This window comes from Mesorhizobium sp. M1163 (assembly GCF_040318415.1).
In the GTDB taxonomy this organism is placed as follows: domain Bacteria; phylum Pseudomonadota; class Alphaproteobacteria; order Rhizobiales; family Rhizobiaceae; genus Mesorhizobium.
Window position 1 is genome coordinate 59915 of record NZ_JAMYMF010000017.1, and the last position, 26623, is coordinate 86537.

Here is a 26623-nt window from a genome sequence, read left to right on the forward strand (position 1 = left end):
GTTGCTACGCAGCCCCGTTGACGAAGGCCATGTCGGCTGCCGTCAGTTCGACATCGCGCAACACCCGCATCACCGGAAAATCCTCCGTCTCCGTCGCCGTCACGGCCAACTCGATGGTTACGTCGAAGCGCTGCCGGAAGGCATCGACAATCTCGTCGACGATGATCTCCGGCGCCGAGGCGCCCGCCGACAGGCCGAGTGTCGAGATGCCGGCAATGTCATTCCACGGAATTTCGGAGGCGCGCTGCACGAGAAGCGACATCGAGGCGCCGGCGCGTTCGGCCACTTCGACAAGCCGCCGTGAGTTGGAGGAGTTAGGCGCACCGACGACCAGGAAGAGATCGGCGCCGGCCGCTGTTTCCTTGACCGCCTCCTGGCGATTGGTGGTGGCATAGCAGATCGATTCCGCCGCCGGCGCGTGCAACTCGGGAAAACGTTGCTGCAGGGCGCGGATGATGCCGGCGGTGTCCTCGACCGACAGCGTCGTCTGGGTGACGAAACCGAGCGCTCGCGGGTCTGCGGGCACGAAGCTTGCGGCGTCGGCTTCGGTCTCGATCAGAGTGACCGCGCCATCCGGCAACTGGCCCATTGTGCCGATCACCTCAGGATGCCCGGCATGGCCGATCAAAAGCACGTGGCGGCCAAGCCGCTGATGGCGCATTGCCTGCTTGTGGACTTTCGAGACCAGCGGGCACGTCGCGTCGAGATAGAACAGGTTGCGGGACCGGGCGTCGGCCGGCACCGATTTCGGCACGCCATGCGCCGAAAAGACGACCGGGCTCTGGCGATGCTCGGGCGGGATCTCGGAGAGCTCCTCGATGAACACCGCGCCGAGGCTTTGCAGCCCTTCGACGACGTAGCGGTTGTGCACGATCTCGTGGCGGACATAAACCGGCGCGCCATATTTCTTGAGCGCCAGCACGACGATCTGGATGGCACGGTCAACGCCCGCACAGAAACCGCGCGGCTGGCAGAGCCGGATGGTCAGCGGTGGCTTTGTCTGAAGCATGATTGCATCTTACGCTGATTGTAGGCCGGTTGATCGGACTATGACTTCTGAGCTCAAGGCGCGAAATGAGGTGTGCGGCCCTGCCCTGTCAAGGGTAGTGGCGGCGATCATTGGTCTTTCGCCGGGCGGCGGAGCCAGGAGATCAGGACACCGGCAAGGGCGACGGCAAGGCCGTACCAGGTTATCGCATATTGCAGATGGCTGTTCGGCAGGTCGATGACGGTGACGCCGCCGACGGGCAGCCCGCCGGGGTTGGCGGCGGCGTTCGCATCGATGAAGATCGGCACCAGCGCCGCACCTGCCGGCAGGCCGGCGCTCGAGGCCATCGCGTCACGATCTTTCCAGTAGAAGATGTTCTTCTGCGGATCATTGTCGGGAAGCATCATCGAGGGCTTGGCCGGCAGCGGGTTGCGGGCGAGCCCCGTCACCGTCACTTTGCCCGTCACCTGCCCCTGCGGCCGCTTGGCGGGGTCCTTGAAATCGTAGGGCACGAAGCCGCGGTTGATCAGCACGAAACGGCCATCCTCGAGTTGCAGCGGCGTGAAGACATCGAAGCCGGACTGGCCTTCCCAGGTGGCGAGGAAATGCCGTTCGCCTTGATGCAGGAAAGTGCCGGTCACTATCACCGGCGTGTAGTCCACGTCGCCGGTGGCAGCAAACCGCTTTTCGACCTCGGCCAATGGCACAGGCGCCGAATGCGTGCGCTGGTCGATCGTCTGGAGAAGGCCCTCTTTCCAGTGCAGGCGCTGAACCTGCCAGGTGCCGAGCGCCAGCAGGATCAAAGACACGACGATACCCAGGCCGAGCGCCAATGCGCGTTTCGGCCGCGACCGGCCGGCCACCAAACCTGATGCCTCGCTCATTCGCCGCGGTCCAGCCGGCCCTCGGCCGCCTTGTTGCGGTATTGCAGCGTCAGCAGCACGCCCTTGATCAGCCTGAGCGCCGCCAGGCACAGCACCAGCGTCAGCGGAATCCACAGCAACAGATGCAGCCAGAGCGGCGGATTGAGCGTCACCTCCATCCACAGCGCCAGGCCGACGACGATGAAGCCGATGATCAGAATAACGAACACCGCCGGCCCGTCGCCGGCATCGGCGAAGGAATAATCGAGGCCGCAATTGGTACAGCGATCGCCGACTGTGAGGAACCCGAAGAACAGCTTGCCCTCGCCACAGCGGGGGCAGCGGCCATGCAGGCCGGCCGAGATCGGATCGATTGGTGGCCAGATCGCCTTGTCGTCGCTCATGGGGTCATCCTAGGAGCATTTGCCGCAAAAGATAATGCGGCCACGTCGCCGCAGCCGCCTTGTCTATTTCCTCGGCCCCATTTTCCTCGGGCCCATTTCCTCGGGCCAATGTCAGTGCGGTTCGATCATTGCGCCGTTCGATGCCCAGACATAGATCGAGGCAAACAGGAATAGCCACACCACGTCGACGAAATGCCAGTACCAGGCGGCGGCCTCGAAGCCGAAATGCTGCTTGGGCGTGAAGTCGCCCTTCATGGCGCGGATCAGGCAGACCAGCAGGAAGATAGTGCCGATGATGACGTGGAAACCATGGAAGCCGGTCGCCATGAAGAAGGTGGCGCCGTAGATCGAATCCCTGAAGCCGAACGGCGCATGCATGTACTCGTAGGCCTGCACCATGGTGAACAGCATGCCGAGGCCGACGGTCAGCACCAAGCCATTGATCAGCCCTTTGCGGTCGCCGTGGATGAGCGAGTGGTGCGCCCAGGTCACCGTGGTGCCCGACAGGAGCAAGATGACGGTGTTGTAAAGCGGCAGATGGAAAGGGTCGAGAACTTCGAGGCCCTTGGGCGGCCAGACGCCGCCGGTGAAGGCGGTACGGGCATACTGATGGACCTCGCCGGGGAACAGGCTGGCGTCGAAGAAGGCCCAGAACCAGGCGACGAAGAACATCACCTCGGAGGCGATGAACATGATCATGCCGTAGCGCAGATGCAGCGACACGACACGAGTGTGGTGCCCCTCATGCGCTTCCTTGATCGTATCCGACCACCAGGCGAACATCGTGTAGATGACGATCAGCAGGCCGATGAAGAACAACCATGGATTGGCGATGTTGAAACCGAAGATGGGGAAATCGCCGCCCTTGAGATATTGCATGTAACAGACGCCGCCGATCGCGGTCACCAGCGCCCCGACGGAGCCCAGGAAAGGCCATGGGCTCGGGTCGACGAGGTGGTAGTCATGTTGCGGTTTTGCGTGTGCGTCTGCCATATCAACCCCCGAGGCTTGCTTCGGTATCTGAACTCTTGTTGCGGCGGCCGTCGGCCGGCACCGATGATGCGACCGGCTTGGTCTTGTCGACCGGGAACATCGTGTAGGACAGGGTAATCGTCTTCAAATCCTTCAATTCCGGCGCGTTGACGATGTCGGGATCGACATAGAACACGACCGGCATGTCCAACGTCTCGCCCGGCTTCAGCGTCGTGTCGGTGAAGCAGAAACACTCGACCTTGTTGAAGTAAGGTCCGGCCAGTTCAGGCTGTACATTGAAGGTGGCGCGTCCGGTGATGGGCCGGCTGAATTTGTTGGTCGCGCTGAAATGCGCCTCGGCTGTTTCGCCGATCTTGATGGTGATCGAGCGGGCGACCGGCTGGAATTGCCAGGGAATGCCGACAGTGTTGGCATCGAAGCGGATGGTGATGTCACGGTCGAGCACCCGATCGGCATATTGCTGGGTCGCCCGTTTAACGGTGCCGCCGTAGCCTGTCGCCTGGCAGAACATCGCGTAGAGCGGCACTGCGGCATAGGCCATGCCGATCATGCCGCCGAAGAACGCGATGCAGACGCCGGCGACGACGCGGTTCGTATTCTTCTTCGTAGGATCGGTGACTGTTTGCCTGGTCATGTTCAGCTCACATCGAACCGGTGACGCTGTGACCAAATTTCACGATGGTCGCGACGTAGAATATGACGACCAGCGCCGCCAGCGCGAAGCCGATTGCGGCCGAGCGATTGCGGCGGGCCTTCTGCTGACGGTCGGTCAGCGTGACCAGTTCAAGCTTCTTTTCGGCCATGCTCATGCTCCACCGATGGTCAGCGCGCGTGCGACGACGCAATCGCCAAGGTAGGCGGCGAAGATGGCGAAGAGATAGAGCAGCGAATAGCCGAACAGGGCCTTGGCCGGCTTCATCGCCCGGTCGTCATCGGCCATTTGCAGCACCTTCCACGCATACCAGACGAAGCCGGCGCCGAGCAGCAATGCAACGACGCCATAGGCTGGCGTGGTGAAGCCGAGAACCCATGGCAGCACGCCAACCGGTGCGAGGACCAGCGCATAGGCAAAGATCTGGCGTCTGGTCGAAGCCTGGCCGGCGACATTCGGCATCATCGGAATGCCTGCCTTGGCATAGTCCTCCGACTTGAAGAGCGCGAGCGCCCAGAAATGCGGCGGCGTCCACAGGAAGATGATCAGGAACAGCACCAAGCTTTCGAGGCTGACCGATCCGGTTACCGCCGCCCAGCCGATGACCGGCGGAATGGCACCGGCAGCACCGCCGATGACAATGTTCTGTGGCGTCCAGCGCTTCAGCCACATCGTGTAGATGACGGCATAGAAAAAGATGGTGAAGGCCAGAAGCGATGCGGCCAACCAGTTGACCAGCACGCCGAGCGTCATCACCGACAGAACCGACAGCACCAGCCCGAAGCTCAATGCCTCGCCAGGCCGTATGCGGCCGGCCGGCACGGGACGGCCGGCGGTGCGCGTCATCACCGCATCGATGTCTGCGTCATACCACATGTTGAGCGCACCGGACGCGCCGGCACCAATGGCAATAGCCAGGATCGCGATCACCGCCAGCAGCGGATTGATGGTCACCGGGGCGGCGACCATGCCGACAAACGCTGTGAACACCACCAGCGACATGACGCGCGGCTTCAGCAGGGCGAAGAAATCGCCCGCCGTCGCTTCCGACATGCGGAAGCCCGGCTCGTCAATCAGTCTGTCTTCGGCAAGGGCCATGCGTACTTAGAGTCCATCATTCCGTTGGCCAAAACCGCCGGACGGCCGGCGGTTCCGTATTAAAGGAGGCAACCGCCTACTTGATCTTCGGCAGCTGTTCCCATTGGTGGAACGGCGGCGGCGAAGGCAGCTGCCATTCCAGCGTGGTCGCACCCTCACCCCAAGGATTGGCGCCGGCGACCCGCTTCTTCTGGAACGCCTCGAAGACGCCGAACAGGAAGATGACGACGCCGACAGCCGAGATGTACGAGCCGTAGGACGACACCATATTCCAGCCGGCGAAGGCATCGGGATAGTCGATATAGCGACGCGGCATTCCGGAGAGACCGAGGAAATGCTGCGGGAAAAAGACCAGGTTGACGCCGACGAAAGTGACCCAGAAGTGGGTGTTGGCGATCACCGGCGAATACATGTAGCCGGTCATCTTCGGGAACCAGTAGTACCAGCCGGCGAAGATGGCGAAGACCGCGCCCAGTGACAGCACGTAGTGGAAGTGCGCAACCACGAAATAGGTGTCGTGCAGCGGGCGGTCGAGGCCGGCATTGGCCAATTGCACGCCGGTGACGCCACCAACTGTGAACAGGAAGATGAAGCCGATCGCCCACAGCATCGGGGTCTTAAGCGAAATCGACCCGCCCCACATAGTGGCGATCCACGAGAAGATCTTCACGCCCGTCGGCACCGCGATGACCATGGTGGCGAAGACGAAATAGCGCTGGGTGTCGAGCGACAGGCCCGTCGTGTACATGTGGTGGGCCCAGACGATGAAGCCCACCGCGCCGATGGCAACCATCGCATAGGCCATGCCGAGATAGCCGAACACCGGCTTCCTCGAAAAGGTCGAGATGATATGGCTGATGATGCCGAAGCCCGGCAGGATCAGGATATAGACTTCTGGATGGCCGAAGAACCAGAACAGGTGCTGGAACAGGATCGGGTCGCCGCCGCCGTCCGGGGCGAAGAAGGTGGTGCCGAAATTGCGGTCGGTCAAAAGCATGGTGATGCCGCCGGCCAGCACCGGCAACGACAGCAGCAGCAGGAAGGCGGTGATCAACACCGACCACGCGAACAGCGGCATCTTGTGCATGGTCATGCCGGGCGCGCGCATGTTGAAGATGGTGGTGATGAAGTTGATGGCGCCAAGAATCGAGGAGGCGCCGGCGATGTGGATTGAAAGGATCGCCAGGTCCATGGCCGGTCCAGGCTGGCCCGATGTCGAGAGCGGCGGATAAAGCGTCCAGCCGCCACCGACGCCATAGGCGCCCGGCGCACTCGGGACGAAGGCCGAGATAATCAGCAGGATGAAAGCCGGCGGCAGCAGCCAGAACGAGACGTTGTTCATGCGCGGGAACGCCATGTCCGGCGCGCCGATCATGATCGGCACCATCCAGTTGGCAAAGCCGCCGATCAGCGCCGGCATCACCATGAAGAAGATCATGATCAGCGCATGCGCGGTGGTGAAGGCATTGTACATGCTCTTGCCGCCGTCGATGGCGGCGTCACCGTTCATGCCGTAGACCATCTGTGCCAGGCCAGTGAATATCTGGATGCCCGGCTCCTGCAATTCCATGCGCATGACGACCGATAAGGCGCCACCGATGCAGCCCGCCATGATCGCGAAGATCAGATAAAGCGTACCGATGTCCTTGTGGTTGGTCGAATACACCCACCGGACCCAGCCATGATACGGCTTGTGGTCGTGGTCGTCGTGAGCTGCAGCGTCTGCCATGGTCGGCTCCGTTCCCTGAATCTTTTCTGGTCGCGGCATCAGTTGCCGGCGGCCGCTACCTTGTTCGTGCCATCGACCTCGGCCATCAGCGCCTTGTTGGCGCCGGGAAGATCGGTCTTGGCTGCCGCCAGCCAGGTCTTGTATTGCGCATCGGAGACGACGCGAATGGCGATCGGCATGAAGGCGTGGTCCTTGCCGCAGAGTTCCGAGCACTGGCCGTAATAGAGGCCTTCCTTGTCGGCCTTGAACCACACCTCGTTGATGCGGCCCGGCACCGCGTCGGTCTTGATGCCGAAGGACGGCATGGCAAAGGCGTGAATCACGTCGGTCGCCGTCACCAGCACGCGGGTCATGGTGTTGACAGGCACCACCATCTCATTGTCGACGGCGAGCAGGCGCGGATAGGCGGCGCGATCTTCCTTGCCGGCAGCAGCCCTGTCGGCATCCTGAAGGATCGCGGAATTGAAGGAAAGCGTGTTGTCGACCTGGTATTCGTAATCCCAGTTCCACTGATTGCCCGTCGCCTTGACGGTCAGCTTGGCTTCTTCCGGCGGCGTGTATTGCGCGGTCAGCAGCTGGAACGAAGGAATGGCGAGACAGAGCAGGATGACGACGGGACCGACAGTCCAGATGACCTCGATCAGCGTGTTGTGGCTGGTGCGCGACGGGGTCGGGTTGACGCTCGCCCGGAATTTCAAAATGCAGTAGGCGATCAGAAAAAGCACCAAGGCGGTGATCACAATGATGAACGCGAACGAATAGTTTCCGAACCACTCGATCTGCCTCATAATATCGGTCGCCGGAGGCTGAAAACTGGTTTCCCAGGGTTGAGGCTGGGCTGCATGAGCGGATGCAGCGGCAAACAACGTGGCGGCGGCACTAGCTACGATTTTGGCGGTTGCCAGGAATTTTCTCATCGCCCTCGTCATCTCCCAGTTCCTCGCGATCGGACCGCAAGAATGCCGAATAATGCCGGGACGGGAATCCCGGACAATTCAAGGCTGGTTCAAACCATACTCTATTTGCCTCCGCAAGAAAGGAGCGGCGGAACCCGTGCGGCATTTTTGCGCGCAAGCGCGGCTGTAGCTTCGTGCGGTGACCGCTCGTCGCGAATCACCGGAGCGGCATCCCGGCAGAATGAGCCGCGCGGCGCGCGAAACCGTCGCAATTAGGGCGAAATTGGCACGGAAAAGCGCATTGTCGCCTATGTCGGGGCAGACCGCGGGGGTCTCGTCCTTTACTTGGGTTTAGTGCGGCTTAAAGTGCCGTGATTCGCAATGGAGCCGTCATGAACGCGTGGCTTTCGAGAACCTTGGCGGAGGTCATCCTTGTTGCCGCCGCAATAGCCTTGTCAGGCGGCGGCCTGGCCAATGCCGCGCAGCCAAGCGGCACGGTGAAGTCGACGCATGGGGCGTGGTCGATCATCTGCGATACGCCGGCCGGTGCTACGTCCGAACAATGCGTGATGATGCAGAACGTCGTCGCCGAGGACCGCCCGGAAATGGGTCTTTCCGTTGTCGTGCTGCGTACAGCCGACAACAAGGCCGAAATCCTTCGTGTGCTGGCGCCGCTCGGCGTGCTGTTGCCCAACGGCCTCGGCCTCAATGTCGACGGCAAGGATATCGGCCGCGCCTATTTCGTGCGCTGTTTCCAGGACGGCTGCTATGCCGAGGTCATCCTGGAAAAGCCGCTGCTCGACACGCTGAAGACCGGTACGTCGGCGACCTTTATCGTCTTCCAGACGCCCGAAGAAGGCATCGGCATTCCCGTCGACCTCAAGGGTTTTGCCGACGGCTTCGCCGCCCTGCCTTGAACGCGGTCTTGTAGCACGATCCAGTGATTGTTGACCGGCCGCGGTCACGGCAAATCTCATTTCAGATTGTCTGTGCAGGCCTTCGCGCCTACATCGTGGGAAACAATCCTCCTGCGAATGGACCTGCCATGAACAGCCTGATCGGCCAATTCGACATTTCCGACGATCGCATCAAGCAGATCGTCGCCGAGACCATCAACGGCGCCGACGACGGCGAACTGTTTCTCGAATACAGCGAAAGCGAAGCGCTGATGTTCGACAATGGCAAGCTGAAGACCGCGAATTTCAACACCGACCAGGGTTTCGGCCTGCGCGCCGTCGCTGGCGAGGCCAGCGGCTACGCCCATTCCAGTGATCTCTCCGAAGCCTCGCTGCGGCGCGCCGCCGATGCCGTTTCGACGGTGAAGAGCGGCTATTCCGGCACGCTTGCCGCAGCGCCCGTCCGCACCAACCGCCATCTCTACGGCGACGGAAACCCGATCCCCTCGCCTTCCTTCGAGACCAAGGCCAAGTTGCTTCAGGAAATCGATGCATGGCTGCGGGCCGAAGATCCGCGCGTCAGGCAGGTGACGGCGTCGCTCGCCGCCTCCTGGCAGCATGTCGAGATCGTGCGCGCCGATGGCCAGATGGTCCGCGACATCCGCCCGCTGGTCAGGATCAACGTATCGGTGGTGGTCGGCGACGGCGACCGCCAGGAGAGCGGCTCCTACGGGATGGGAGGCCGCAAGGATTTTGGCGAATTCCTGGTCGAGGACAGCTGGCGGCACGCGGCCAAGGAGGCACTGCGGCAGGCGCTCGTCAATCTCGAAGCGGTTCCAGCACCTGCCGGCACTTTCGACATCGTGCTGTCGAGCGGCTGGCCCGGCGTCATGTTGCACGAGGCCGTCGGCCACGGGCTGGAAGGCGATTTCAACCGCAAAAAGACGTCGGCCTTTGCCGGCCTGCTTGGCCAGCAGGTGGCGGCGAAAGGCGTCACCGTCGTTGACGACGGCACCATGCCCGAGCGGCGAGGTTCGCTGACCGTCGACGACGAAGGCACGCCTTCGGCCCATAACGTGCTGATCGATGATGGCAAGCTGGTCGGCTACATGCAGGACCGCCAGAATGCACGGCTGATGGGCATGAAGGCCACCGGCAACGGGCGGCGCCAAGGTTACGCGCATGAGCCGATGCCGCGCATGACCAACACCTACATGACGGCAGGCGACATGGAGCCGGAGGAAATCATAGCCTCGGTCAAGAACGGCATCTATGCCGTGTCGTTCGGTGGCGGCCAGGTCGACATCACTTCGGGCAAGTTCGTGTTCGGCTGCACCGAGGCCTACATGATCGAGAACGGCAAGGTGACGCAACCGATCAAGGGCGCCATGCTGATCGGCAATGGGCCGGATGCCATGCATCGGGTTTCGATGGTCGGCAACGACATGAAGCTCGACACCGGCATCGGCATGTGCGGCAAGGCCGGACAGGGCGTGCCGGTCGGCGTCGGCCAGCCGCATCTCAGGATGAACCAGATGACGGTCGGCGGCACCAGGGTTTGATGCGGCTGCCGCCTTCCGGTAACATCGCCTTCCAAATGATGTTTCCGGATGCCGGTGTCTTCGACCATGTCCAAAGCCAAAATCGTCATCCTGACAGGCGCCGGCATTTCGGCGGAATCGGGCGTCGCCACGTTCCGGGATCCCGACGGGGTCTGGGCGAAATACGACCTGCAGGACGTGGCCACGCCGCAAGGTTTTGCGCGCGACCCCGTAAAGGTGCAGGATTTCTACAATATGCGCCGGCGGCAGATGGGCAGCGTCGAGCCGAATGCGGCGCACGCCGCGCTGGCCAAGCTCGAGCAGAAATTCCCAGGCGACGTCCTCGTCGTCACGCAGAATATCGACGACCTGCATGAGCGCGCCGGTTCGCGCAAACTGATCCATATGCATGGAGAACTGGGCCATGCCCTTTGCCTGAGCTGCGGGCAAAGCAGCACCTGGGCCGACGACATCGCTGCCCATTCGGCCTGTCCAGCGTGTGGCGCAAAAGGTCAATTGAGGCCTGACGTGGTCTGGTTCGGCGAAATGCCTTACCGCATGGAGGAGGTCGGCGAGGCGCTGACGCGCTGCGACCTATTCGTGGCCATCGGCACCAGCGGGAGTGTCTACCCGGCAGCAGGTTTCGTGGAGGAGGCACGCGCGGCCGGAGCCGTAACAGCCGAACTCAATCTGAAATGCGCCGGCTGGGCCTCCCGTTTCGACGAGCAGATGGAAGGGCCGGCGACACAAGTGGTGCCCGCCTTCGTCGAGCGCGTCCTTTCAGGCGCAGGCTAGCACCGTCTGGCTATGCAGCCTTGAATTCAGCGCGCGATCAGCATCTTTGTTATGTCGGGAGAGGAAACTGTGATCGCTGCCGGAGAAAAGCTAGAAGTCACCAGTTCGACCGACGATCAAGTCGCACTGCCTGTTCCAGTCTTGCCTTTAACACGGCCATAGGACGTATTTGGATCCCTGCTCCACATAGGCAAGCCGAAGACGTTGGAAGAGATGGAGGCGGGTGTGCCCGCCGCAGCTCGAACTGCCCTAAAGCCATGATGCCGCTGTTTTCGGCAGGCGATGGTCGGGATCGATGATTTCAAGATCCGGAGCATCGTTTTCGTTCCAGCGCCACAGCGCGACGCATGTGCCGCCAGGCGACATGAAGGACGGGTAGATCACGCCGTGCAGCCCGTCGCCAAGCAAGCGGTCTCTCAGTTGGTGCGTCTCGGGCACAAAGCCTCCATCCACGATGTCACGCCATTCGCACCGGTGAATGTCGGCCGTTACACCGAGCTTCGACAGCGTATCAGCCTCTGTCAGGTCGGCCAGCCGGGCGCCTGACAGTTTCAATTGTGCAATCAGCGCCGGGTGCTGGACAAAACCCTGATTGTACTCGGCCCAAGCCGTGGACAGTTCCCGGGCGGCGTAGATCGCCGGCGTGCCAATCGGATTCCAGCGGCCGCCGAAGCGGGCCGCGCCCTCACCGGAAAGCGGCAGATGGGCCCAGCGCGGCACAAAAGCGCGCCATAGAGTCAGCCTGGGTTCAGGCATAGATGCCGGAGCGGACTGCCTCCAGATAGGCAAGCACCTTGTCAGTCTTGCCTTCGCGAACGAGATCGTAGGCGGTCTTTCCCGCCCAGCCGGGGATCGGCTGATGTTTGAACCAGATCGCGGCACGCTGTTCATCACCGGCCATCTCGCCGGCCATCGCCAGGATGCGGACGATGGGACTCAATGCGGCGTCGACCTTGCGCGCACCGGACTTGGCGGCAAGCGTGTTGCGCGCGAGACCGGTCAGGCCGGCCAGTTCAGTCATATTGACCCCTAGCAGTGCGGCTACCCGCCTCGGCGAGAGAAACGGCGCCCGCTCCTCGCCGAAGCGCGATGCCGAATTTTCAAAGGCTGCGGTGCTCATGGCAATTTCCTAGCCCAGTTTGAACGACGTACACTCAAAATGTGCTTTTTTGGTGCGCATTTCAAGCCCTAGCTGCTAGCGCCTTCGTCTCGGCTTCTCCAACAGCGCGACGGCCTCGACATGCGGCGACCACAGGAACTGGTCGATCGGGATTACGCTCTTCAAGGCGTAACCGCCATCGAGGAGGATGCGAAGATCCCGCGCCAGCGTCACCGGATTGCAGGACACCGCGGCGACGAGCGGCACGTCGGAGCGCGCGATCTGCTTCGACTGGTCCTCGGCGCCGGCGCGGGGCGGGTCGAAGACTACGCCGTCAAAGGCATTCAACTCCTTGAATGTGAGCGGCCGCCGGAACAGGTCGCGACGTTCGCCGGTCACCCGCTTCAGGCCGCTGGCGAAACGGAAGGCCCGGTCAAGCGCCGAGAGTGCTGCCGCATCGCCTTCCACCGCATGAACCTCCGATCTTGAGGCCAGACGCAGTGCGAAGCTTCCGCAGCCGGCGAAGAGATCGGCGACCTTTTTGGCGCGCGCGAGATGCTGGCCGACAATGTCGGCCATCGCTTCTTCGGCGGCCTCGGTCGCCTGCAGGAAAGCGCCCGGCGGCACTGCGACAGCGACGCCACCAAACAGGACGACCGGTTTCTTTGGTTCGATAATGATCTCGCCGTCGACCGACAGCCTGGCTAGCCTCTCGGCAATGACAAAGTTCGAGGCGACGCGGCGCTGGTTCTCGCCGAGCTTACCGGAATCGTGAACCGCGACATCGAGGCCGGAACCGGTCACCGTCACCGCCATGTGGAACGATTTGGTCGTGGTGCAGATCAGTCCGGCAAGCATCCTCAAACGGTCGAGCGCAGCGACGATCTGCGGCAGCGAGATCGGGCATTCCTCGATGGAGATGATTTCGGACGACAGCGCGCGAACGAAGCCGAACTGCATTCCCGCCTCGCTCCGCCGGGCAGTGAAGACGACGCGGCGGCGCGTGTGCGGCGCGCACGGCACCAGCGGGCCGACATCGCAGGCGATGCCCTTGCTCTTCAGCGCTTGCACGACCCTTTCGCGCTTCCATTGGTGATAGGCTTCAGTCTCGAGATGCTGGACGGCGCAGCCGCCGCATTCGCCGAAATGGCGGCACGGCGGATCGACTCGCAGCGGCGAGGCCTCAAGCACCGACATCAAGGTAGCGCGATCTTTCTCCCGCCCGGCGGTGACGACCTCTCCCGGCAGCGTAAACGGAATGAAAACCTCGCCGGTCTCGGTCTCGGCGATGCCGTCGCCCTGCGAGCCCAATTTTGCGATTGTGAAACGCGTGGTCATCGCTTCTCAATCCCGGCCCGCCCGATCTTGGCAGGCTTGGTCGCGACGGCCTTGATGCCGCCGAGCAGGAACTCGCGGTTGCCGTCGCCGCCCTCTATCGGCGACAGATGAAGTCCCAACGAGCGCCAGCCGGGAATGGCATCGAGCCAGTCCTGCATCAGGCCGGCAATGCGCGCCGCATCATAGGGGTCCTTCAGCAGGCCGCCCTTGCCGATCGCCTCGCGGCCGGCCTCGAATTGCGGCTTGACCAGAAACACGGCTTTTGCGCCGTTCCTGGCCAAGGCAAGCGCCGGCGGCAGCGCCAGTTTCAGCGATATGAAGCTGACATCCGAGACGATGAAATCCGGCACACGGCCGCCGAGATCGGCGGCCGACAGTTCGCGCGCATTCAGGCCTTCAATCACCGTCACGCGCGGATCGCCGGCAATGTCGGAGTGGATCTGGCCGTGCCCGACATCGATCGCCGTGACATGCGCCGCGCCGCGTTCGAGAAGTACCTGCGTGAAGCCGCCGGTCGAGGCGCCGACATCGAGCGCTTCGCTACCGGTGGGGTTGAGGCCGAAATGGTCGAGACCAGCCTTCAGCTTCAGTGCGGCGCGCGAGACGTAACCTTGCGCCGGATCGTCAACGACGATGTTGCACTCAGGCAGAACGGCCTGGCCCGGCTTGTGGGCGACGATGCCGTCGACCGTCACGGTGCCGCGCGCCACCGCATCGCGAGCACGCGAGCGGCTGGCAAACAGGCCGCGCTGGACGAGTAATTCGTCGAGCCGCTGGCGAATGCTGGCTGGCGGAAGGGAAGTCATCGGCCTTCATGGCGAATGCCAACGATGATGGCAAGGATATTGGCGATGAGACAAGGCATAGTTGGAAAAGCGGGTGAACTCATCAGCCGCTCCGCTGTTTGTCGAACCTCGCACGACACCCGACGCAATGCTAAGAAGAGATGCCGTTTAGCCGTCGAAACGTGGAGGAGGAACATGCTGACGGGAACCTGCCACTGCGGCGCAGCCCACTGGACCCTGGAGGGCGATCCCGGTTCGATCACTGCCTGCAACTGTACGCTTTGCCGTCGCTACGGCACGCTCTGGGCGTATGACTATGTCGACGAACGCATCCGCCTTGCGGGGCCCGTGAGTGCCTATACGCGCGTTGGAAGGGCTCACCCTTCGCTTAAGATTCTCTTCTGTCCAACGTGCGCTTGCGTCCTGGCCTGGCGCGGATTGCGTGCCGATACCGCCGGTCGCCACCGCATCGCCGTCAATATGAGGCTTGCGCCGCCGGAGGCTGTCGCCGACCTCCCGATCGATCATTTCGACGGTCTCGACACATTCGAGGATTTGCCGAGGGATGGTCGCTGTGTGCGGGATATGTGGTTCTAGTTTCTAGAATATGGTCCGCGAAACCCGCCGTTCAACGGTCGGCGTCAGACCGTCGCTGCTGTCGCCGGACACCTGCGGGCGCGGCCGGTCAACGGAAATGGACGCCTTCGGCAAGGTATCTGGCACGACGACGAATTGCGGCGCCTCCTTGTAGGAGAAGCCGCCACGGATTTGGCCGATCTTGCCGGCGACGATGCCCATCACCGCCTCTTCGAGTTTGCGGTCGTAGCGCGTTTCGGCCACGGCCGACGCGGCGAAGATGGCCGTTAGCGCGATGCCGCCCAAAAGCGATCTCATTGGTCTTCTTTCCCCTGCCGGTCGCTTTCTAGCAGGGCGGCGTTGAAAAACGGCCAAAGGACACGGCAAGCAAATCGCCAAATGGCAGCGTAAACAGTATCTTACGACTGTTCGCCGGTAATTTGATTCAAGCAGTTGAGATTTTGATTCAGACTGGCATTTGCAGCCAAGCAGAATCTTTTGGCGTTGCAGAAACGCGGAAACAACTAGGCGCGCTGGGCCTGCGCGGTATGCCCCAACGCCACGAACACTGTGCGCACGATGCCGGCGCTGTCCAGCCCGGCATCGGCATACATCTTTTCCGGCTTGGCATGGTCGACGAAAGTGTCGGGCAGCACCAGCGGGCGCACCTTCAGGCCGCTCTCCAGCAGCCCTTCGTGGGCCAGGAACTGCAGCACATGGCTGGCGAAGCCGCCGACCGCGCCCTCTTCCACCGTCACCAGTATCTCGTGCGAACGGGCCAGCCGCCGGATCAGATCCTCGTCGAGCGGCTTGGCAAAACGGGCATCGGCGACCGTGGTCGAAAGCCCCGCCGCGCCAAGCTCCTCGGCCGCGGCCAGGCAATCCTGCAGCCTGGTGCCGAAGGAAAGCAGCGCAACCTTGGTGCCTTCCCTGACGATCCGGCCCTTGCCGATCTCCAATACCGAGCCGCGCTGCGGCATCTCGACGCCAACGCCGTTGCCGCGCGGATAGCGGAAGGCGATCGGGCCGTCATCGTAGCTTGCAGCGGTGCGTACCATGTGGCGCAGCTCGGCCTCATCGGCCGCCGCCATGACGACGAAACCGGGCAGCGTCGCCAGGAAGGTGGTGTCGAAAGCGCCGCAATGGGTGGCACCATCGGCGCCGACGAAGCCGGCGCGGTCGATCGGAAAGCGCACCGGCAATTTCTGGATCGCCACGTCGTGGACGACCTGGTCGTAGGCGCGCTGCAGGAAGGTCGAGTAGATCGCCGCGAAAGGCTTGAAGCCTTCCGTGGCAAGGCCGGCGGCGAAGGTCACCGCATGCTGCTCGGCAATGCCGACATCGAAGGTCCTCGCCGGAAACGCTTCGCCGAAGAGGTCAAGCCCGGTGCCGTTCGGCATGGCGGCGGTGATGGCGACGATGCGGTCGTCCTCTCGGGCCTCCTGGATCAGACTGTCGGCAAACACCTTGGTGTAGCTCGGCGCGTTGGCGGGCGCCTTGGCCTGGGCGCCGGTAATGACGTCGAATTTGTTGACGCCGTGATATTTGTCGGCGGCCGCCTCGGCCGGGGCGTAGCCCTTGCCCTTCTGGGTCACGACGTGGATCAGCACCGGGCCGTCGGCATTGTCGCGGACGTTCTTCAGCACCGGGATCAGGTGCTCGAGGTTGTGGCCGTCGATTGGGCCGATGTGGTAGAAACCCATTTCCTCGAACAGCGTGCCGCCGGTGACGTAGCCGCGCGCGTGCTCGACCGCCCGCTTGATGGCGCGATCGGCGCGCTCGCCGAGATAGGACGTCAGCTTCTTGCCGAAATCGCGCAACCCCAGATAGGTCTTGCCAGACGCCAGACGGGCCAGATAGGCGCTCATTGCGCCGGTCGGTGGAGCGATCGACATATCGTTGTCGTTCAAGATGACGATTAGCCGGGCATCGAGTGCGCCGGCATTGTTCATCGCCTCATAAGCCATGCCGGCCGACATGGCGCCGTCGCCGATGACGGCAATGACATTGTTGCGGCCATCGGACAGATCGCGCGCCATCGCCATGCCGAGGCCGGCTGAAATCGAGGTCGAGGAGTGGGCTGCGCCGAACGGATCGTATTCGCTCTCGACGCGACGGGTGAAACCGGACAGCCCCCCCTCCTGCCGCAGCGTGCGGATGCGGTCGCGGCGGCCGGTCAGGATCTTGTGCGGATAGGCCTGGTGGCCGACGTCCCAGATCAGCCGATCGTCCGGCGTGTTGAAGACGTAGTGCAGCGCGACGGTCAACTCGACCACGCCAAGGCCGGCGCCGAGATGCCCGCCGGTGTGGGAGACGACGTCGATCAGTTCGGCGCGAAGCTCGGAAGCCAGCTGCGGCAGGTCGCCTTCGGCAAGCGTGCGCAAATCGGCCGGGACGCGGACCTTGTCGAGAAGCGGCGTATCGGGCTTTGCGTTCACTGTTTGCGAGCCTGGTCAGATTTTCTGTTCATCGTGAAATATGCCGCTGGCCGGCGAATGTAAATGTGGCGGTAACGCGCATCAGCTTTCGGGCAGCGGGATGAACTCTTGCTCGTCTCCGGGAACGATATCGAAGCGGCCCGTCTTCCATTCTTCTTTCGCCTGTTCGATGCGTTCCTTTGAGGACGATACGAAATTCCACCAGATATAACGTTTCGAACCGAGCGAAGCGCCGCCAAACAGCATGAAATGGGCGCCGCTCTCCGATAAAACAACGATCTCATCGCCGGGCCGGAAAACCAGCAGCCGCTCGGCCGGGAAGCGGTCACCGGATATCGAAACCTCGCCTTCCAGCGTATAGATGGCGCGCTCCTCGGCATCGGCCGGGATCTTCACGCTGGCACCCGGCGCCAGCCTGAGATCGGCGTACAGTGTGTCCGAAGCGGTCGCAACCGGGGAGCGCATTCCGGAAAACGCACCGATGACGATATGGCCGCTGACCCCCTCGGCATCGATTTCGGGCAGGCGCAGCGCCGCGGTGTTTTCGAAGATCGGCGCGACCTCCTCCTTGCCGTCCGGCAGCGCCAACCATGTCTGCAGGCCGGAAACCGACATCGGCGCGCCGCGCAGTTCTTCTGGCGTGCGCTCCGAATGGACGATGCCGCGGCCGGCGGTCATCAGATTCACGTCGCCGGGCTGGATCACCATCTCGGTGCCGAGCGAATCACGGTGCCTGATCTTGCCGTCGAACAGGTAAGTCACCGTCGACAGTCCGATATGCGGATGTGGACGGACGTCGAGCGCCTGGCCGGCCCGAAGAACTGCCGGACCCATACGATCGAAGAAGATGAAAGGTCCGACCAGCCGGCGCCTGGCCGTCGGCAAGGCGCGGCGAACCTGAAATCCGCCAATATCCTTGGCGTTCGGAATGACCATCAGCTCGATCTGATCGCTGGCGAAGGCATCGCCCATCTGCGGATCGTTTCCGGGAAAGAAGCTCACGCGGTCCCCTCAGGCGAAGCGAAGTGCAGATTTGGCCTTCGCCTTGGCCGCCACCTCTTCGCGATTGCGCGGATGCTGCGTCGTCTCGAGGCTGTCGAGCAATTCGCGCGCCGAGGCGGCAATGGCCTCGACGGCATGGTCGAACGCATGCTGGTTCTGTTTTGACGGTCGCGTCGTTCCGCTCAGCTTGCGGACAAACTGAAGTGCGGCATCGCGGACCTCGTCATTGGTTGCCGGCGGATCGAAATTGAACAGGGTTTTGATGTTTCTGCACATCGTTCGCAATCTCCTCTCGTCCTGGAGCCGTTTCAAACGGGATGAGTTTTATCCTCAATCATGGTGATGTCCAAAGCCGGCAAGCACAATCGTCGTTCGAGGCCGCCTCAATCCGCGTCCAACGGCTCTGTCCCCACCGGCTTGCCGTCACGCGACAGCCTGATTTTCTCGACCTTGTCCTCGGCCGCCTTCAACAGCCGGTCGCAATGGGCCTTCAGCGCCTCGCCGCGCTCGTAGATGCGGATCGACTGGTCGAGCGGCACGTCGCCGCGCTCCAGATCGTCGACGATCCTCTCTAGCGCGTCGAGCGCCTGCTCGAAGCTCATCGCCTTGACGTCCTCGTTGATCTCACCAGCCATCGTCTATCCCTTCATCAGCCGCCCGACATGGGCGGCGACTGAAAATGCCAATCCCTGCAGATCGTAGCCGCCCTCGAGCAGGCTGACGACCCGATTGCCGCTAAGGCGCCCGGCGCGTTCGAGCAACTGACCGGTCGCCCAGTCGAAATCATCCTCGGTCAGGTTGATCTCGGCCAGCGGATCGCGGTGGTGGGCGTCGAAACCGGCGGAGATGATGATAAGATCGGGCACAAAATTGTCGAGCGCCGGCAGGATGCGCGACAGAAAGGCGTCGCGGAAAACATCGCTGCCGCTCTGCGGCGCCAGCGGCGCGTTGACGATGTTGCCGGCGCCGGTTTCGCTCACGGCCCCGGTGCCGGGGTAAAGCGGCATCTGGTGCGTCGAGCAATAGAGCACGGACGGATCGTCCCAGAAGATGTCCTGCGTGCCGTTGCCATGATGCACATCCCAGTCGACGACGGCAACGCGGTCGGCGCCATGGTTCTTCTGCGCGTAGCGTGCCGCGATCGCCGCGGTGTTGAACAGGCAAAAACCCATGGAGGTGGTCTTTTCGGCATGATGGCCAGGCGGCCGTGCGGCGACGAAGACATTGTCGGCACGGCCGGTGAAGACGTCGTCAACAGCAGCGTTGGCAGCCCCGATCGCAGTCACGGCCGCCTGCCAGCTCTTTGGGCTGGCGGTGGTATCGGCGTCGATACGGGCGATGCCGGTGTCCGGTATCGCTGTGCGGACACGTTCGACGAATTCGGGCGGATGCGCGTAAAGGATGGTTGCCTCGTCGCCTTCCGGCGCCTGGACGCGATCGAGCGCCGCGAAGGCCTCGTCGTCAAGCACACGCTCTATGGCGCGCAAACGGTCTGGCCGCTCCGGGTGACCGGGCGGGGTTATGTGCTCGAGGAAAATCGGATGGGTGTAAAGTCTCGTGACCATGCCCCGATATAGGCGCGCCTCGACGCTTTGGCCATGTTTTAGCGTCTCGCTGGTGTGATGTTCAACAGGGTTTAAGCGGGCGGGGCCGGCTGGTTCCAGCGCGAGCCGCCAGATTGCTGGAAAGAACAACCTCAGGCCGGTGACTGGTCAATCTCGGGGTGCATCGACGATAGTCGATCAGGCTGGTGCAGCCTGCCGGTGAGATTGAGCAGCCCTTCCAGAAGAACCTTGAACGCCTTCACTGCCTTCTTCGACGTCGCTTCGGGATCGTTCGAATTTGCGATCCACTGCGCCGCATGCAACGAGGCGCCGCTGACCAGCCTTGCCGCGGCTTCGGGATCGATGGCAAGAATGGTCCCCTCGTCGCTCAGTCTTTGCAGGCTCTCCGTCATCGAGCGGATGCATGTGCTCTGGCTTGGCCATTGCGATGGATCGCCGAGCACCGCCGGGCCGTCGCGAAGCACAATACGCTGGATCTCCGGCTCCAGCGCCATCTCAATATAGGCGGTGCATTCGTCGACAAAGCCCTGCCAGAGATTGTCCGGCTTGGCCGAAACGACCTTCAGCCGGGCCGACATTTCGGCGTCGATCTCGGCGATGACCGCCTGGAGAAGGCCCTTCTTGTCGCCGAAGTGATGATAGAGCGCACCGCGCGTCAGCCCGGCCGATGCCGTGAAATCATCCATCGAGGCTTCGGCATAGCCGAGCGTCCCGAAGGCCTGGCGTGCCGCGGCAATCAGCTTGGCGCGGGTCTCGGCAATCATCTCCTTGCGTGGTCTGTGCATGCTGTGGCCCTATTAACATACGCTTCGTATGCCAATTGACATACGCGGCGTATGATCTATTTAAACTCATACGTTACGTATGTAATCGTCGAACCGTCCGTTGTCGAGGAGCCAGACCATGCAAAATCCCTATACCCAGATCTTTCGCGCGCCTGGCGCCATAGGCTTCGCCGCAGCCGGGTTCGTTGCCCGGCTGCCGATGGCCATGGCTCCGATCGGGATCGTTGCGATGCTGTCACAGACTGATGGCGAATACTGGCTGGCCGGCGCTGTCTCCGCGACATATGCGCTTGCCAACGCTTTCGTCGCGCCACAGGTATCGCGACTGGTGGATCGCCTCGGCCAGACGCGGATTGTGGTGCCGACCACCGTGATTTCCACGCTCGCTTTCGCGATCCTGATTGCGGCGGCCAATCAGCATTGGCCGATATGGACGCTGTTCGTGTCATCGCTGCTGGCTGCTGTCATGCCCAGCATCCCGGCAATGGTGCGCGCGCGCTGGACTGAGATCTTCCGCAACCGTCCCGAGCTGAACACCGCGTTCGCCTTTGAATCGGCGGCGGACGAACTGGTCTACATCGCCGGGGCATCGCTGTCGGTGGGGCTGAGCGTCGCGCTTTTCCCGGAAGCGGGAGTGCTCGCGAGCACATTGTTCCTCGCCCTCGGTTCGACGGCTTTCATCCTGCAGCGTTCGACCGAACCGCGAGCCAGACCGGTGGAACATGGTTCGGGCGGTTCGGCAATCCGCCTGCGGCCTGTCCAGATCCTCACCTTGGCGCTGATCTTCATTGGCGCGACCTTTGCAACCACGGAGGTGAGCACAGTGGCGATCACCAAGGAGCTTGGCCAGCCGGGCGCCGCCAGCTTCGTTATCGGCGTCTACGCGCTCGGATCGTTCGTCGTCGGCATCATTATCGGCGCCCTGAACCTGAAAGTGCCGCTGCAAATTCAACTTGCCATCGCAATCGCCATCATTGCGCTTACCACGCTGCCGCTGCTCGTCGCCGACACCGTGCCGCTGCTGGCACTGGCCGTCTTCGTCAGCGGCGTGGCGATCTCGCCGACCTTCATCACGGCATTCGGTCTGATCGAGCGGCGCGTGCCCGAGGCGGTGCTGACCGAAGGCGTGACCTGGGTGATGACCGGTATTGGCATCGGCATGGCGCTCGGCTCATTCGCCGCCGGCTGGGTGGTGGACGCTTTCGGCGCGCAGAACGGGTTCTGGGTATCGGTGGCGTCGGGCACAATCGCATTGGTCATCGTGCTTGCCGGCCAGCGCAGCCTTGCCGCGCCGGATTGCGACATTGCAGCCTGCGACGCTGCTGCGGTCGCTGCGGAATAGCTTCCGGTGCGTCCGGCCCGAGGCGGGGGCCGGACGCATACCAGCATCGTGAGAACGGTCAAAGAATCTCGGTCTTGGCGATGTGGATGCCAAAACCTTCGAGGCCGACATAATGGCGCTCGCGCGAGGCGATCAGATTGATCGAGGAAATGCCGAGATCCTTGAGGATTTGCGCGCCGAGGCCGATCTCGCGCCATTCGTTCTCGCGCCGGCGCGCCTCTTCATGGTCCTCGCGGTCGCCGGCAGCCGGCCGCTTGCGCTCCTGATGGGCGACGCCGACCGACCCTTCGCGCAGATAGACGATGACGCCGCGCTTGCGCTCACCCATCGCCTTCATGATGGCGTCCAGCCTGTGGCTGGTGCCGAAGACGTCACTCACCACGTCCTCGGAATGAAGGCGCACCGGCACCTCGACGCCGTCGCGGATATCGCCGAAGACGACCGCCACGTGATGCATGGAATCCCAGGGCAGCGTATAGGTAAAGACCTGCGCCTTGCCGCCGGGCGTCTCGATGTCGGAACAGGCGACGCGTTCGACCAGCGTTTCCTTGCGTTGCCGGTAGGCGATGAGGTCGGCAACCGAGATCTGCTTCAACCCGTGCTTTTCGGCGAAGGCCTGCACCTGCGGGCCGCGCATCACGGTGCCGTCATCGTTGACCAGCTCGGAAATGACGCCGACCGGCGGCAGGCCGGCGAGCTTGCAAAGGTCGACAGCGGCTTCGGTATGGCCCGAACGCATCAGTACGCCGCCCTCGCGCGCGATCAGCGGAAAGATGTGGCCGGGGCGCACGAAATCGGACGCGCCGACATTGCCATTGGCGAGATTGCGCACCGTCAGCGTGCGGTCGTCCGCCGAAATGCCAGTCGTGGTGCCGTGCTTGAAGTCGACGCTGACGGTAAAGGCAGTGGTGTGGGCAGAATCATTGTCGGCCACCATCGGCGACAGGTTGAGCCGCTTGGCTTCCTCGCGCGGCATCGGCGTGCAGACGATGCCTGACGTGTTGCGGACGATGAACGCCATCTTTTCCGGCGTGCAATGGACGGCGGCGACGATCAGGTCGCCCTCGTTCTCGCGCCCGTCATCGTCCATGACGACGACGATCTCGCCGCGCTCGAAGGCGCGCAGGGCTTCAACGATCTTCTTCTGGTCGTAAGGCATGGACGCTCGTTTCACTCGCAGGGAATAGGGGAGTAAGGGAGTAGGGCAGTACGGGAGTAGGGAAAAGGAAAAAATTGCTGTCGCGGGAGCTGCATAACCTACTCCCCTACTCCCCTACTCCCCTACTCCCCTACCCCCCTACTCCCTACTCCCTACTCCCCTCCCTGTCTGTCCCCGATGCCGCAGATAATGATCGGCAATGGCGCAGGCAACCATCGCCTCGCCGATCGGCACGGCGCGGATGCCGACGCATGGATCGTGCCGGCCCTTGGTCATGATCTCGACGTCGTTGCCGTCCTTGTCGATCGACTTTCGCGGCGTCAGGATCGACGAGGTCGGCTTGACGGCGAAACGCGCGACGATCGCCTGGCCGGTCGAGATGCCACCGAGGATGCCGCCGGCATTGTTGGACAGGAAGACCGGTTTGCCGTCATTGCCCATGCGCATCTCGTCGGCATTCTCCTCGCCGGTGATGCGGGCGGCCTCGAAACCGTTGCCGATCTCGACGCCCTTGACGGCGTTGATAGACATCAGGCCGGAGGCGATGTCCTGGTCGAGCTTGGCATAGATCGGCGCGCCAAGCCCCGCCGGCACGCCGTCGGCGACGATCTCGATGACCGCACCGACCGAGGAGCCCGCCTTGCGGATACCGTCCAGATATTTGGTGAAGACGGCGACCGACGCCGGATCGGGAGTGAAGAACGGGTTTTCGGCGTCACCGACGAAATTCCAGTTCCAGTTGGCGCGATCGATCGATCTTTCGCCCATCGACACCAGCGCGCCGCGCACCACCATGCCTGGCACGATTTTGCGGGCAAGCGCCCCGGCCGCCACTCGCGCCGCAGTCTCACGCGCCGAGGAGCGGCCGCCGCCGCGGTAATCGCGCAGGCCGTATTTGACCTCGTAAGTGTAGTCGGCATGGCCCGGCCGGAACTGGCGGGCGATGTCGCCATAGTCCTTGGAGCGCTGGTCGACATTCTCGATCAGCATCGACACCGGCGTGCCGGTGGTGATCATCGTCTCCCCGTCCTCATCGACAATAAAGCCGGACAGGACCTTGACCTCGTCAGGTTCGCGACGCTGGGTCACAAAACGTGACTGGCCGGGGCGACGCTTGTCGAGTTCGGCCTGGATCTCGTCGCGAGTGAAGCGGATGCCGGGCGGACAGCCATCGACGACGCAGCCCAGCGCCGGCCCGTGGCTTTCGCCCCAGGTGGTGACGCGGAAGAGATGGCCGAACGTGTTGTGCGACATGGAACCAGCCCTGCCGGCGTCGGAGCCGGCCTAGCGCATGACCTCGAAAATCGGCGCGATTTTCGGAAAGGATCATGCGCAAAAAAAATCAAAAGTGCTACAGCGTTCGTTGCGCGCCCAGGAGGACGCGGCGCTGCAGCTTGCCTTCTATTGGCGTTTTCCACAGTGGTCAAACTGTGATCCGGCGGATTTAGTTTTGACACATTCGATTGGTTTCTGCTCAGTTCCGTTCCGTTGGACCGAGCCGCTGTACCGGCAATGATTAAAGAGGACGATGATGCGTATCCTGATTGGCGCTGTTGCCGCCACGCTGTTGATTTCCACCGCCGCCTTCGCCGGCCAGACCGAAGGCCTGATCAAGAAGGTCGACAAGGACGCGCTGACGCTGACGCTGGACGACGGCAAGTCCTACAAGCTGAACGCCGAAACCGATCTCGATGCGCTGAAACCGGGCATGGACATCGTCCTCGCGTATGACGTGACGAATGGCGAGAACGTCGTCACCGACATGGAACTGCCGGACACCGGATCGACCGAGTAGAGTCTTTTGCGAAGCTTCTTACGCGATGCGTGGGGAGCCGCACAGATATCCAACGGGATTCATTCCGCGTGATAGCAGATGGTTTTCTAGCAGTGGGGCAGACCGATCGAGGCTGCTTGCGCATCGTTGCTCATGTCTTCCTTCTTCGGATCGTTTCCCGGCCAGTACACTCCTTTTATATATTTTCCCGCCAGGTACTTCCGCATTACAAATTCCCGATGCGGTAGAAAGACGAACTTCAAAGCATCCGATATTTCGTACTCACCATCCGTTGATTCGGTGGTGACGTGTTTGTTCTCGAAGGAAATTTGCCAACAGACCTCGCGTTTGAAGTCGTCGGTGAAGCCGCCGTTGCCCGTTCTGGAAAACTGATGGCAACCCGCGCAGGAGAGGGACTGAATCCGCTTTCGGATTTGTTCCGCTGTCAGAGTTCTCGTAGCACCACCTTCGATCTCACCAATGAGGTCGGGATGTCCTTCAGCGTCGAGTATTTTCGCGTAGTCGCCGAGTGAACGATCTTCAGCGTTCATTTCCGCCGCGAGCAGGTGCTCGGGCAGGCTTGGCAACAAATGGAAGCTGTTAATGTTGGGATCAAGCAGAGGACCAGGCGCAGAACCATCGGTGCGAATAGACTTTGCCACTAGCTCAACGAGCTTGTTCGTTGCTTCGGGGTCCGGGGAATTTTTGGAAAAAAGAGTGGGCTCAGGGGAACCTGTTGTACGCGTGGGAAGCAGGCGCATCGAAGGCTTGTCGAAACGGTACTCACGGAGCCCCCATTGTCCCCCATGTAGCTTCGAGTTCGTCCGGATCTGACCGGTGCTTGATTCCGACGCGCCGAGATGGTCGACATGCATGGCCGGAGGCAGCTGAAACGTCGTCGGACCGACCGCATCGCCGTCAACAACGCTGCCGTCCTCCGCGAGCGTTATTCCCTCCAGGAAAAACCTGCGCAGCCAAATCGCGACTTCCTCGTCCGAGAACCGCTTTTCCGAAAGGGATAGCCAGAACTTCTGGATTGCCATGCAGCGCTCCGGCTTCCCCCCATTGGGCATGACTGCCTCGAAGGCGATCAGCATCTCGCCGTGGATTCGATCGGGAGCAGCCGGATTTTCCCAATCCGGATGCTTTCCCGCTATGATGCGAAACTCGCCGCAATCGCCGCCAAGCGAATCACGCAGCAGATCGACCCGATTCACGGCGGCAATGATGATGAATGGAGTTTTGCCAACGCCGAACTCCTTGTAGGGATCCTTGTCCTTGAGCATCCCTTCGGCTCGCGAACAGTCGTAGGAAAACGGCGGGCCACCATTCGGCTGCTTCGGCCGCAGTTCTTCGCATTCGTCGCCAGCAGCCGTTTTCCACCAGTTCCGGAACAGCTCGTTTCGGTCGGCGATCTTGCCCCCGCTCGACGCCACGAGTTGGTCCATCACGGCGGTGAAGGAAATTTTGTTCAGAAGGGCCGCCTTTCGCACGAAAAGCGACCGTCCCCACTCGATGGTGGGAGCGGCGCCAGCGTCGCGCCCAGGTGTCGCTTCAGTATTCGTCGAGCTTTTTCCCGCCAACTTGACACCCAAGCCACGCCGCTCCGGATGGTCTTGAAGCGGCGCCTTACCTTCGCCGGCATCGGGCGCACCTGCGGAAGACAACAACACCGCAAGCCCGACCAGCACTCCACGAACCGGCGCGAGCCGGACTGACCACAGTTGGCGAGAAAGTCGTCTCCAAGCAAAACCCAGACGACCAATATCGTTCATGCCGACCATCCCCTCAAAAAGCTTAATACCGTCTTGAGCCCCGATTAGCGGAAAGGAGATATGTAAAACGTGAAGCCGATTTTGTCTTCTGGCGGTGTCACGTGAAATTTTCACGAAGCTTTCACGCTGA

At 62.2% G+C, this 26623-nt stretch carries 30 protein-coding genes; 7 read left to right on the plus strand and 23 right to left on the minus strand.

Annotated elements, in window-relative coordinates:
• Window positions 1–4: 4 nt before the first annotated feature.
• From ispH to coxB, 9 genes are all read right to left on the minus strand, one after another.
• Window positions 5–1009, minus strand: coding sequence for a 4-hydroxy-3-methylbut-2-enyl diphosphate reductase (gene ispH / locus NKH43_RS17485; RefSeq protein WP_023716927.1), 1005 nt, complete (start codon window positions 1007–1009; stop codon window positions 5–7).
• Between the two features lie 107 nt (window positions 1010–1116).
• The gene (locus tag NKH43_RS17490; protein ID WP_352483708.1) at window positions 1117–1872 is read right to left on the minus strand and encodes an SURF1 family protein; all 756 of its coding nucleotides are present in this window, start codon (window positions 1870–1872) and stop codon (window positions 1117–1119) included.
• Window positions 1869–2255, minus strand: coding sequence for a DUF983 domain-containing protein (locus NKH43_RS17495; protein WP_352859180.1), 387 nt, complete (start codon window positions 2253–2255; stop codon window positions 1869–1871). The genes NKH43_RS17490 and NKH43_RS17495 overlap by 4 nt, the downstream gene beginning before the upstream one ends.
• 111 nt (window positions 2256–2366) lie before the next feature.
• Window positions 2367–3248 carry a cytochrome c oxidase subunit 3 gene (locus tag NKH43_RS17500; RefSeq protein WP_023716924.1) on the minus strand — a complete coding sequence of 294 codons (882 nt, stop codon included), beginning with the start codon at window positions 3246–3248 and terminating at the stop codon, window positions 2367–2369.
• Window position 3249: 1 nt separating this feature from the next.
• A complete protein-coding gene (locus NKH43_RS17505) occupies window positions 3250–3882 on the minus strand; it encodes a cytochrome c oxidase assembly protein (protein WP_352547562.1) in 633 nt (210 codons plus the stop codon).
• Between the two features lie 7 nt (window positions 3883–3889).
• Window positions 3890–4057 carry a cytochrome c oxidase system small membrane protein gene (locus NKH43_RS17510; protein ID WP_023716922.1) on the minus strand — a complete coding sequence of 56 codons (168 nt, stop codon included), beginning with the start codon at window positions 4055–4057 and terminating at the stop codon, window positions 3890–3892.
• Complete coding sequence (locus tag NKH43_RS17515) at window positions 4054–4998, minus strand: heme o synthase (RefSeq protein WP_352483710.1); 945 nt, start codon at window positions 4996–4998, stop codon at window positions 4054–4056. The genes NKH43_RS17510 and NKH43_RS17515 overlap by 4 nt, the downstream gene beginning before the upstream one ends.
• A gap of 76 nt (window positions 4999–5074) precedes the next feature.
• On the minus strand, window positions 5075–6727 hold the full coding sequence (gene ctaD / locus NKH43_RS17520; RefSeq protein WP_023716920.1) for a cytochrome c oxidase subunit I: 1653 nt from the start codon (window positions 6725–6727) through the stop codon (window positions 5075–5077).
• A 38-nt stretch (window positions 6728–6765) separates the two neighbouring features.
• On the minus strand, window positions 6766–7644 hold the full coding sequence (coxB, locus tag NKH43_RS17525; RefSeq protein ID WP_023716919.1) for a cytochrome c oxidase subunit II: 879 nt from the start codon (window positions 7642–7644) through the stop codon (window positions 6766–6768).
• 371 nt (window positions 7645–8015) lie between these two features.
• Between coxB and NKH43_RS17530 the strand changes: the two genes are divergently transcribed.
• The 3 genes from NKH43_RS17530 (at window position 8016) to NKH43_RS17540 (ending at window position 10855) form a co-directional block, all read left to right on the plus strand.
• A complete protein-coding gene (locus NKH43_RS17530; RefSeq protein WP_023716918.1) occupies window positions 8016–8540 on the plus strand; it encodes an invasion associated locus B family protein in 525 nt (174 codons plus the stop codon).
• Window positions 8541–8668: 128 nt separating this feature from the next.
• Window positions 8669–10081 carry a metalloprotease TldD gene (gene tldD, locus NKH43_RS17535; RefSeq protein ID WP_023716917.1) on the plus strand — a complete coding sequence of 471 codons (1413 nt, stop codon included), beginning with the start codon at window positions 8669–8671 and terminating at the stop codon, window positions 10079–10081.
• 66 nt (window positions 10082–10147) lie between these two features.
• Window positions 10148–10855, plus strand: coding sequence for an NAD-dependent deacylase (locus tag NKH43_RS17540; protein WP_023716916.1), 708 nt, complete (start codon window positions 10148–10150; stop codon window positions 10853–10855).
• Window positions 10856–11104: 249 nt separating this feature from the next.
• Here NKH43_RS17540 and NKH43_RS17545 read toward each other — a convergent pair whose 3' ends face one another.
• From NKH43_RS17545 to NKH43_RS17560, 4 genes are all read right to left on the minus strand, one after another.
• Complete coding sequence (locus NKH43_RS17545) at window positions 11105–11638, minus strand: RES family NAD+ phosphorylase (RefSeq protein ID WP_502895932.1); 534 nt, start codon at window positions 11636–11638, stop codon at window positions 11105–11107.
• Window positions 11604–11975 (minus strand): antitoxin Xre/MbcA/ParS toxin-binding domain-containing protein, encoded by a 372-nt coding sequence (locus NKH43_RS17550; RefSeq protein WP_023716914.1) that lies wholly within the window; start codon window positions 11973–11975, stop codon window positions 11604–11606. Before NKH43_RS17550 ends, NKH43_RS17545 begins: the two co-directional genes overlap by 35 nt.
• 75 nt (window positions 11976–12050) lie before the next feature.
• Window positions 12051–13292 (minus strand): class I SAM-dependent RNA methyltransferase, encoded by a 1242-nt coding sequence (locus NKH43_RS17555; protein ID WP_352589012.1) that lies wholly within the window; start codon window positions 13290–13292, stop codon window positions 12051–12053.
• Window positions 13289–14098 carry a TlyA family RNA methyltransferase gene (locus NKH43_RS17560; RefSeq protein WP_023716912.1) on the minus strand — a complete coding sequence of 270 codons (810 nt, stop codon included), beginning with the start codon at window positions 14096–14098 and terminating at the stop codon, window positions 13289–13291. Before NKH43_RS17560 ends, NKH43_RS17555 begins: the two co-directional genes overlap by 4 nt.
• A gap of 174 nt (window positions 14099–14272) precedes the next feature.
• Here NKH43_RS17560 and NKH43_RS17565 point away from each other — a divergent pair, with 174 nt between their 5' ends.
• A complete protein-coding gene (locus NKH43_RS17565; protein ID WP_352859181.1) occupies window positions 14273–14674 on the plus strand; it encodes a GFA family protein in 402 nt (133 codons plus the stop codon).
• A 3-nt stretch (window positions 14675–14677) separates the two neighbouring features.
• On the opposite strand, the gene NKH43_RS17570 is transcribed toward NKH43_RS17565, so the two are convergent.
• The 7 genes from NKH43_RS17570 to NKH43_RS17600 all read right to left on the minus strand — a co-directional run bounded on the left by NKH43_RS17570 (window position 14678) and on the right by NKH43_RS17600 (window position 20443).
• Window positions 14678–14971 (minus strand): hypothetical protein, encoded by a 294-nt coding sequence (locus NKH43_RS17570; protein WP_352859183.1) that lies wholly within the window; start codon window positions 14969–14971, stop codon window positions 14678–14680.
• A 206-nt stretch (window positions 14972–15177) separates the two neighbouring features.
• Window positions 15178–17091, minus strand: a complete 1914-nt coding sequence (dxs, locus tag NKH43_RS17575) for a 1-deoxy-D-xylulose-5-phosphate synthase (protein WP_023716910.1) — start codon at window positions 17089–17091, stop codon at window positions 15178–15180.
• Between the two features lie 81 nt (window positions 17092–17172).
• Window positions 17173–18093: a pirin family protein gene (locus tag NKH43_RS17580; protein ID WP_352483716.1), complete on the minus strand. Its 921-nt coding sequence runs from the start codon at window positions 18091–18093 to the stop codon at window positions 17173–17175.
• A 9-nt stretch (window positions 18094–18102) separates the two neighbouring features.
• Complete coding sequence (locus NKH43_RS17585) at window positions 18103–18369, minus strand: DUF2277 domain-containing protein (protein WP_023716908.1); 267 nt, start codon at window positions 18367–18369, stop codon at window positions 18103–18105.
• Between the two features lie 107 nt (window positions 18370–18476).
• Window positions 18477–18728 (minus strand): exodeoxyribonuclease VII small subunit, encoded by a 252-nt coding sequence (locus tag NKH43_RS17590; RefSeq protein WP_023716907.1) that lies wholly within the window; start codon window positions 18726–18728, stop codon window positions 18477–18479.
• A 3-nt stretch (window positions 18729–18731) separates the two neighbouring features.
• The gene (locus NKH43_RS17595; RefSeq protein ID WP_352483717.1) at window positions 18732–19658 is read right to left on the minus strand and encodes a histone deacetylase family protein; all 927 of its coding nucleotides are present in this window, start codon (window positions 19656–19658) and stop codon (window positions 18732–18734) included.
• Between the two features lie 131 nt (window positions 19659–19789).
• Complete coding sequence (locus NKH43_RS17600) at window positions 19790–20443, minus strand: TetR/AcrR family transcriptional regulator (protein WP_352483718.1); 654 nt, start codon at window positions 20441–20443, stop codon at window positions 19790–19792.
• Window positions 20444–20561: 118 nt separating this feature from the next.
• Between NKH43_RS17600 and NKH43_RS17605 the strand changes: the two genes are divergently transcribed.
• The gene (locus NKH43_RS17605) at window positions 20562–21785 is read left to right on the plus strand and encodes an MFS transporter (RefSeq protein WP_352483719.1); all 1224 of its coding nucleotides are present in this window, start codon (window positions 20562–20564) and stop codon (window positions 21783–21785) included.
• A 58-nt stretch (window positions 21786–21843) separates the two neighbouring features.
• Here NKH43_RS17605 and ribB read toward each other — a convergent pair whose 3' ends face one another.
• Together ribB and aroC are read right to left on the minus strand one after the other, a co-directional pair.
• Window positions 21844–22944 (minus strand): 3,4-dihydroxy-2-butanone-4-phosphate synthase, encoded by a 1101-nt coding sequence (gene ribB, locus NKH43_RS17610; RefSeq protein WP_023716904.1) that lies wholly within the window; start codon window positions 22942–22944, stop codon window positions 21844–21846.
• A 138-nt stretch (window positions 22945–23082) separates the two neighbouring features.
• On the minus strand, window positions 23083–24198 hold the full coding sequence (aroC, locus tag NKH43_RS17615) for a chorismate synthase (protein WP_352589006.1): 1116 nt from the start codon (window positions 24196–24198) through the stop codon (window positions 23083–23085).
• A 37-nt stretch (window positions 24199–24235) separates the two neighbouring features.
• Here aroC and NKH43_RS17620 point away from each other — a divergent pair, with 37 nt between their 5' ends.
• Window positions 24236–24460 (plus strand): hypothetical protein, encoded by a 225-nt coding sequence (locus NKH43_RS17620; RefSeq protein ID WP_352494383.1) that lies wholly within the window; start codon window positions 24236–24238, stop codon window positions 24458–24460.
• Window positions 24461–24475: 15 nt separating this feature from the next.
• A complete protein-coding gene (locus tag NKH43_RS17625) occupies window positions 24476–24739 on the plus strand; it encodes a DUF1344 domain-containing protein (RefSeq protein ID WP_023716902.1) in 264 nt (87 codons plus the stop codon).
• Between the two features lie 86 nt (window positions 24740–24825).
• On the opposite strand, the gene NKH43_RS17630 is transcribed toward NKH43_RS17625, so the two are convergent.
• Window positions 24826–26607: a hypothetical protein gene (locus tag NKH43_RS17630; protein ID WP_352859185.1), complete on the minus strand. Its 1782-nt coding sequence runs from the start codon at window positions 26605–26607 to the stop codon at window positions 24826–24828.
• Window positions 26608–26623: the final 16 nt, after the last annotated feature.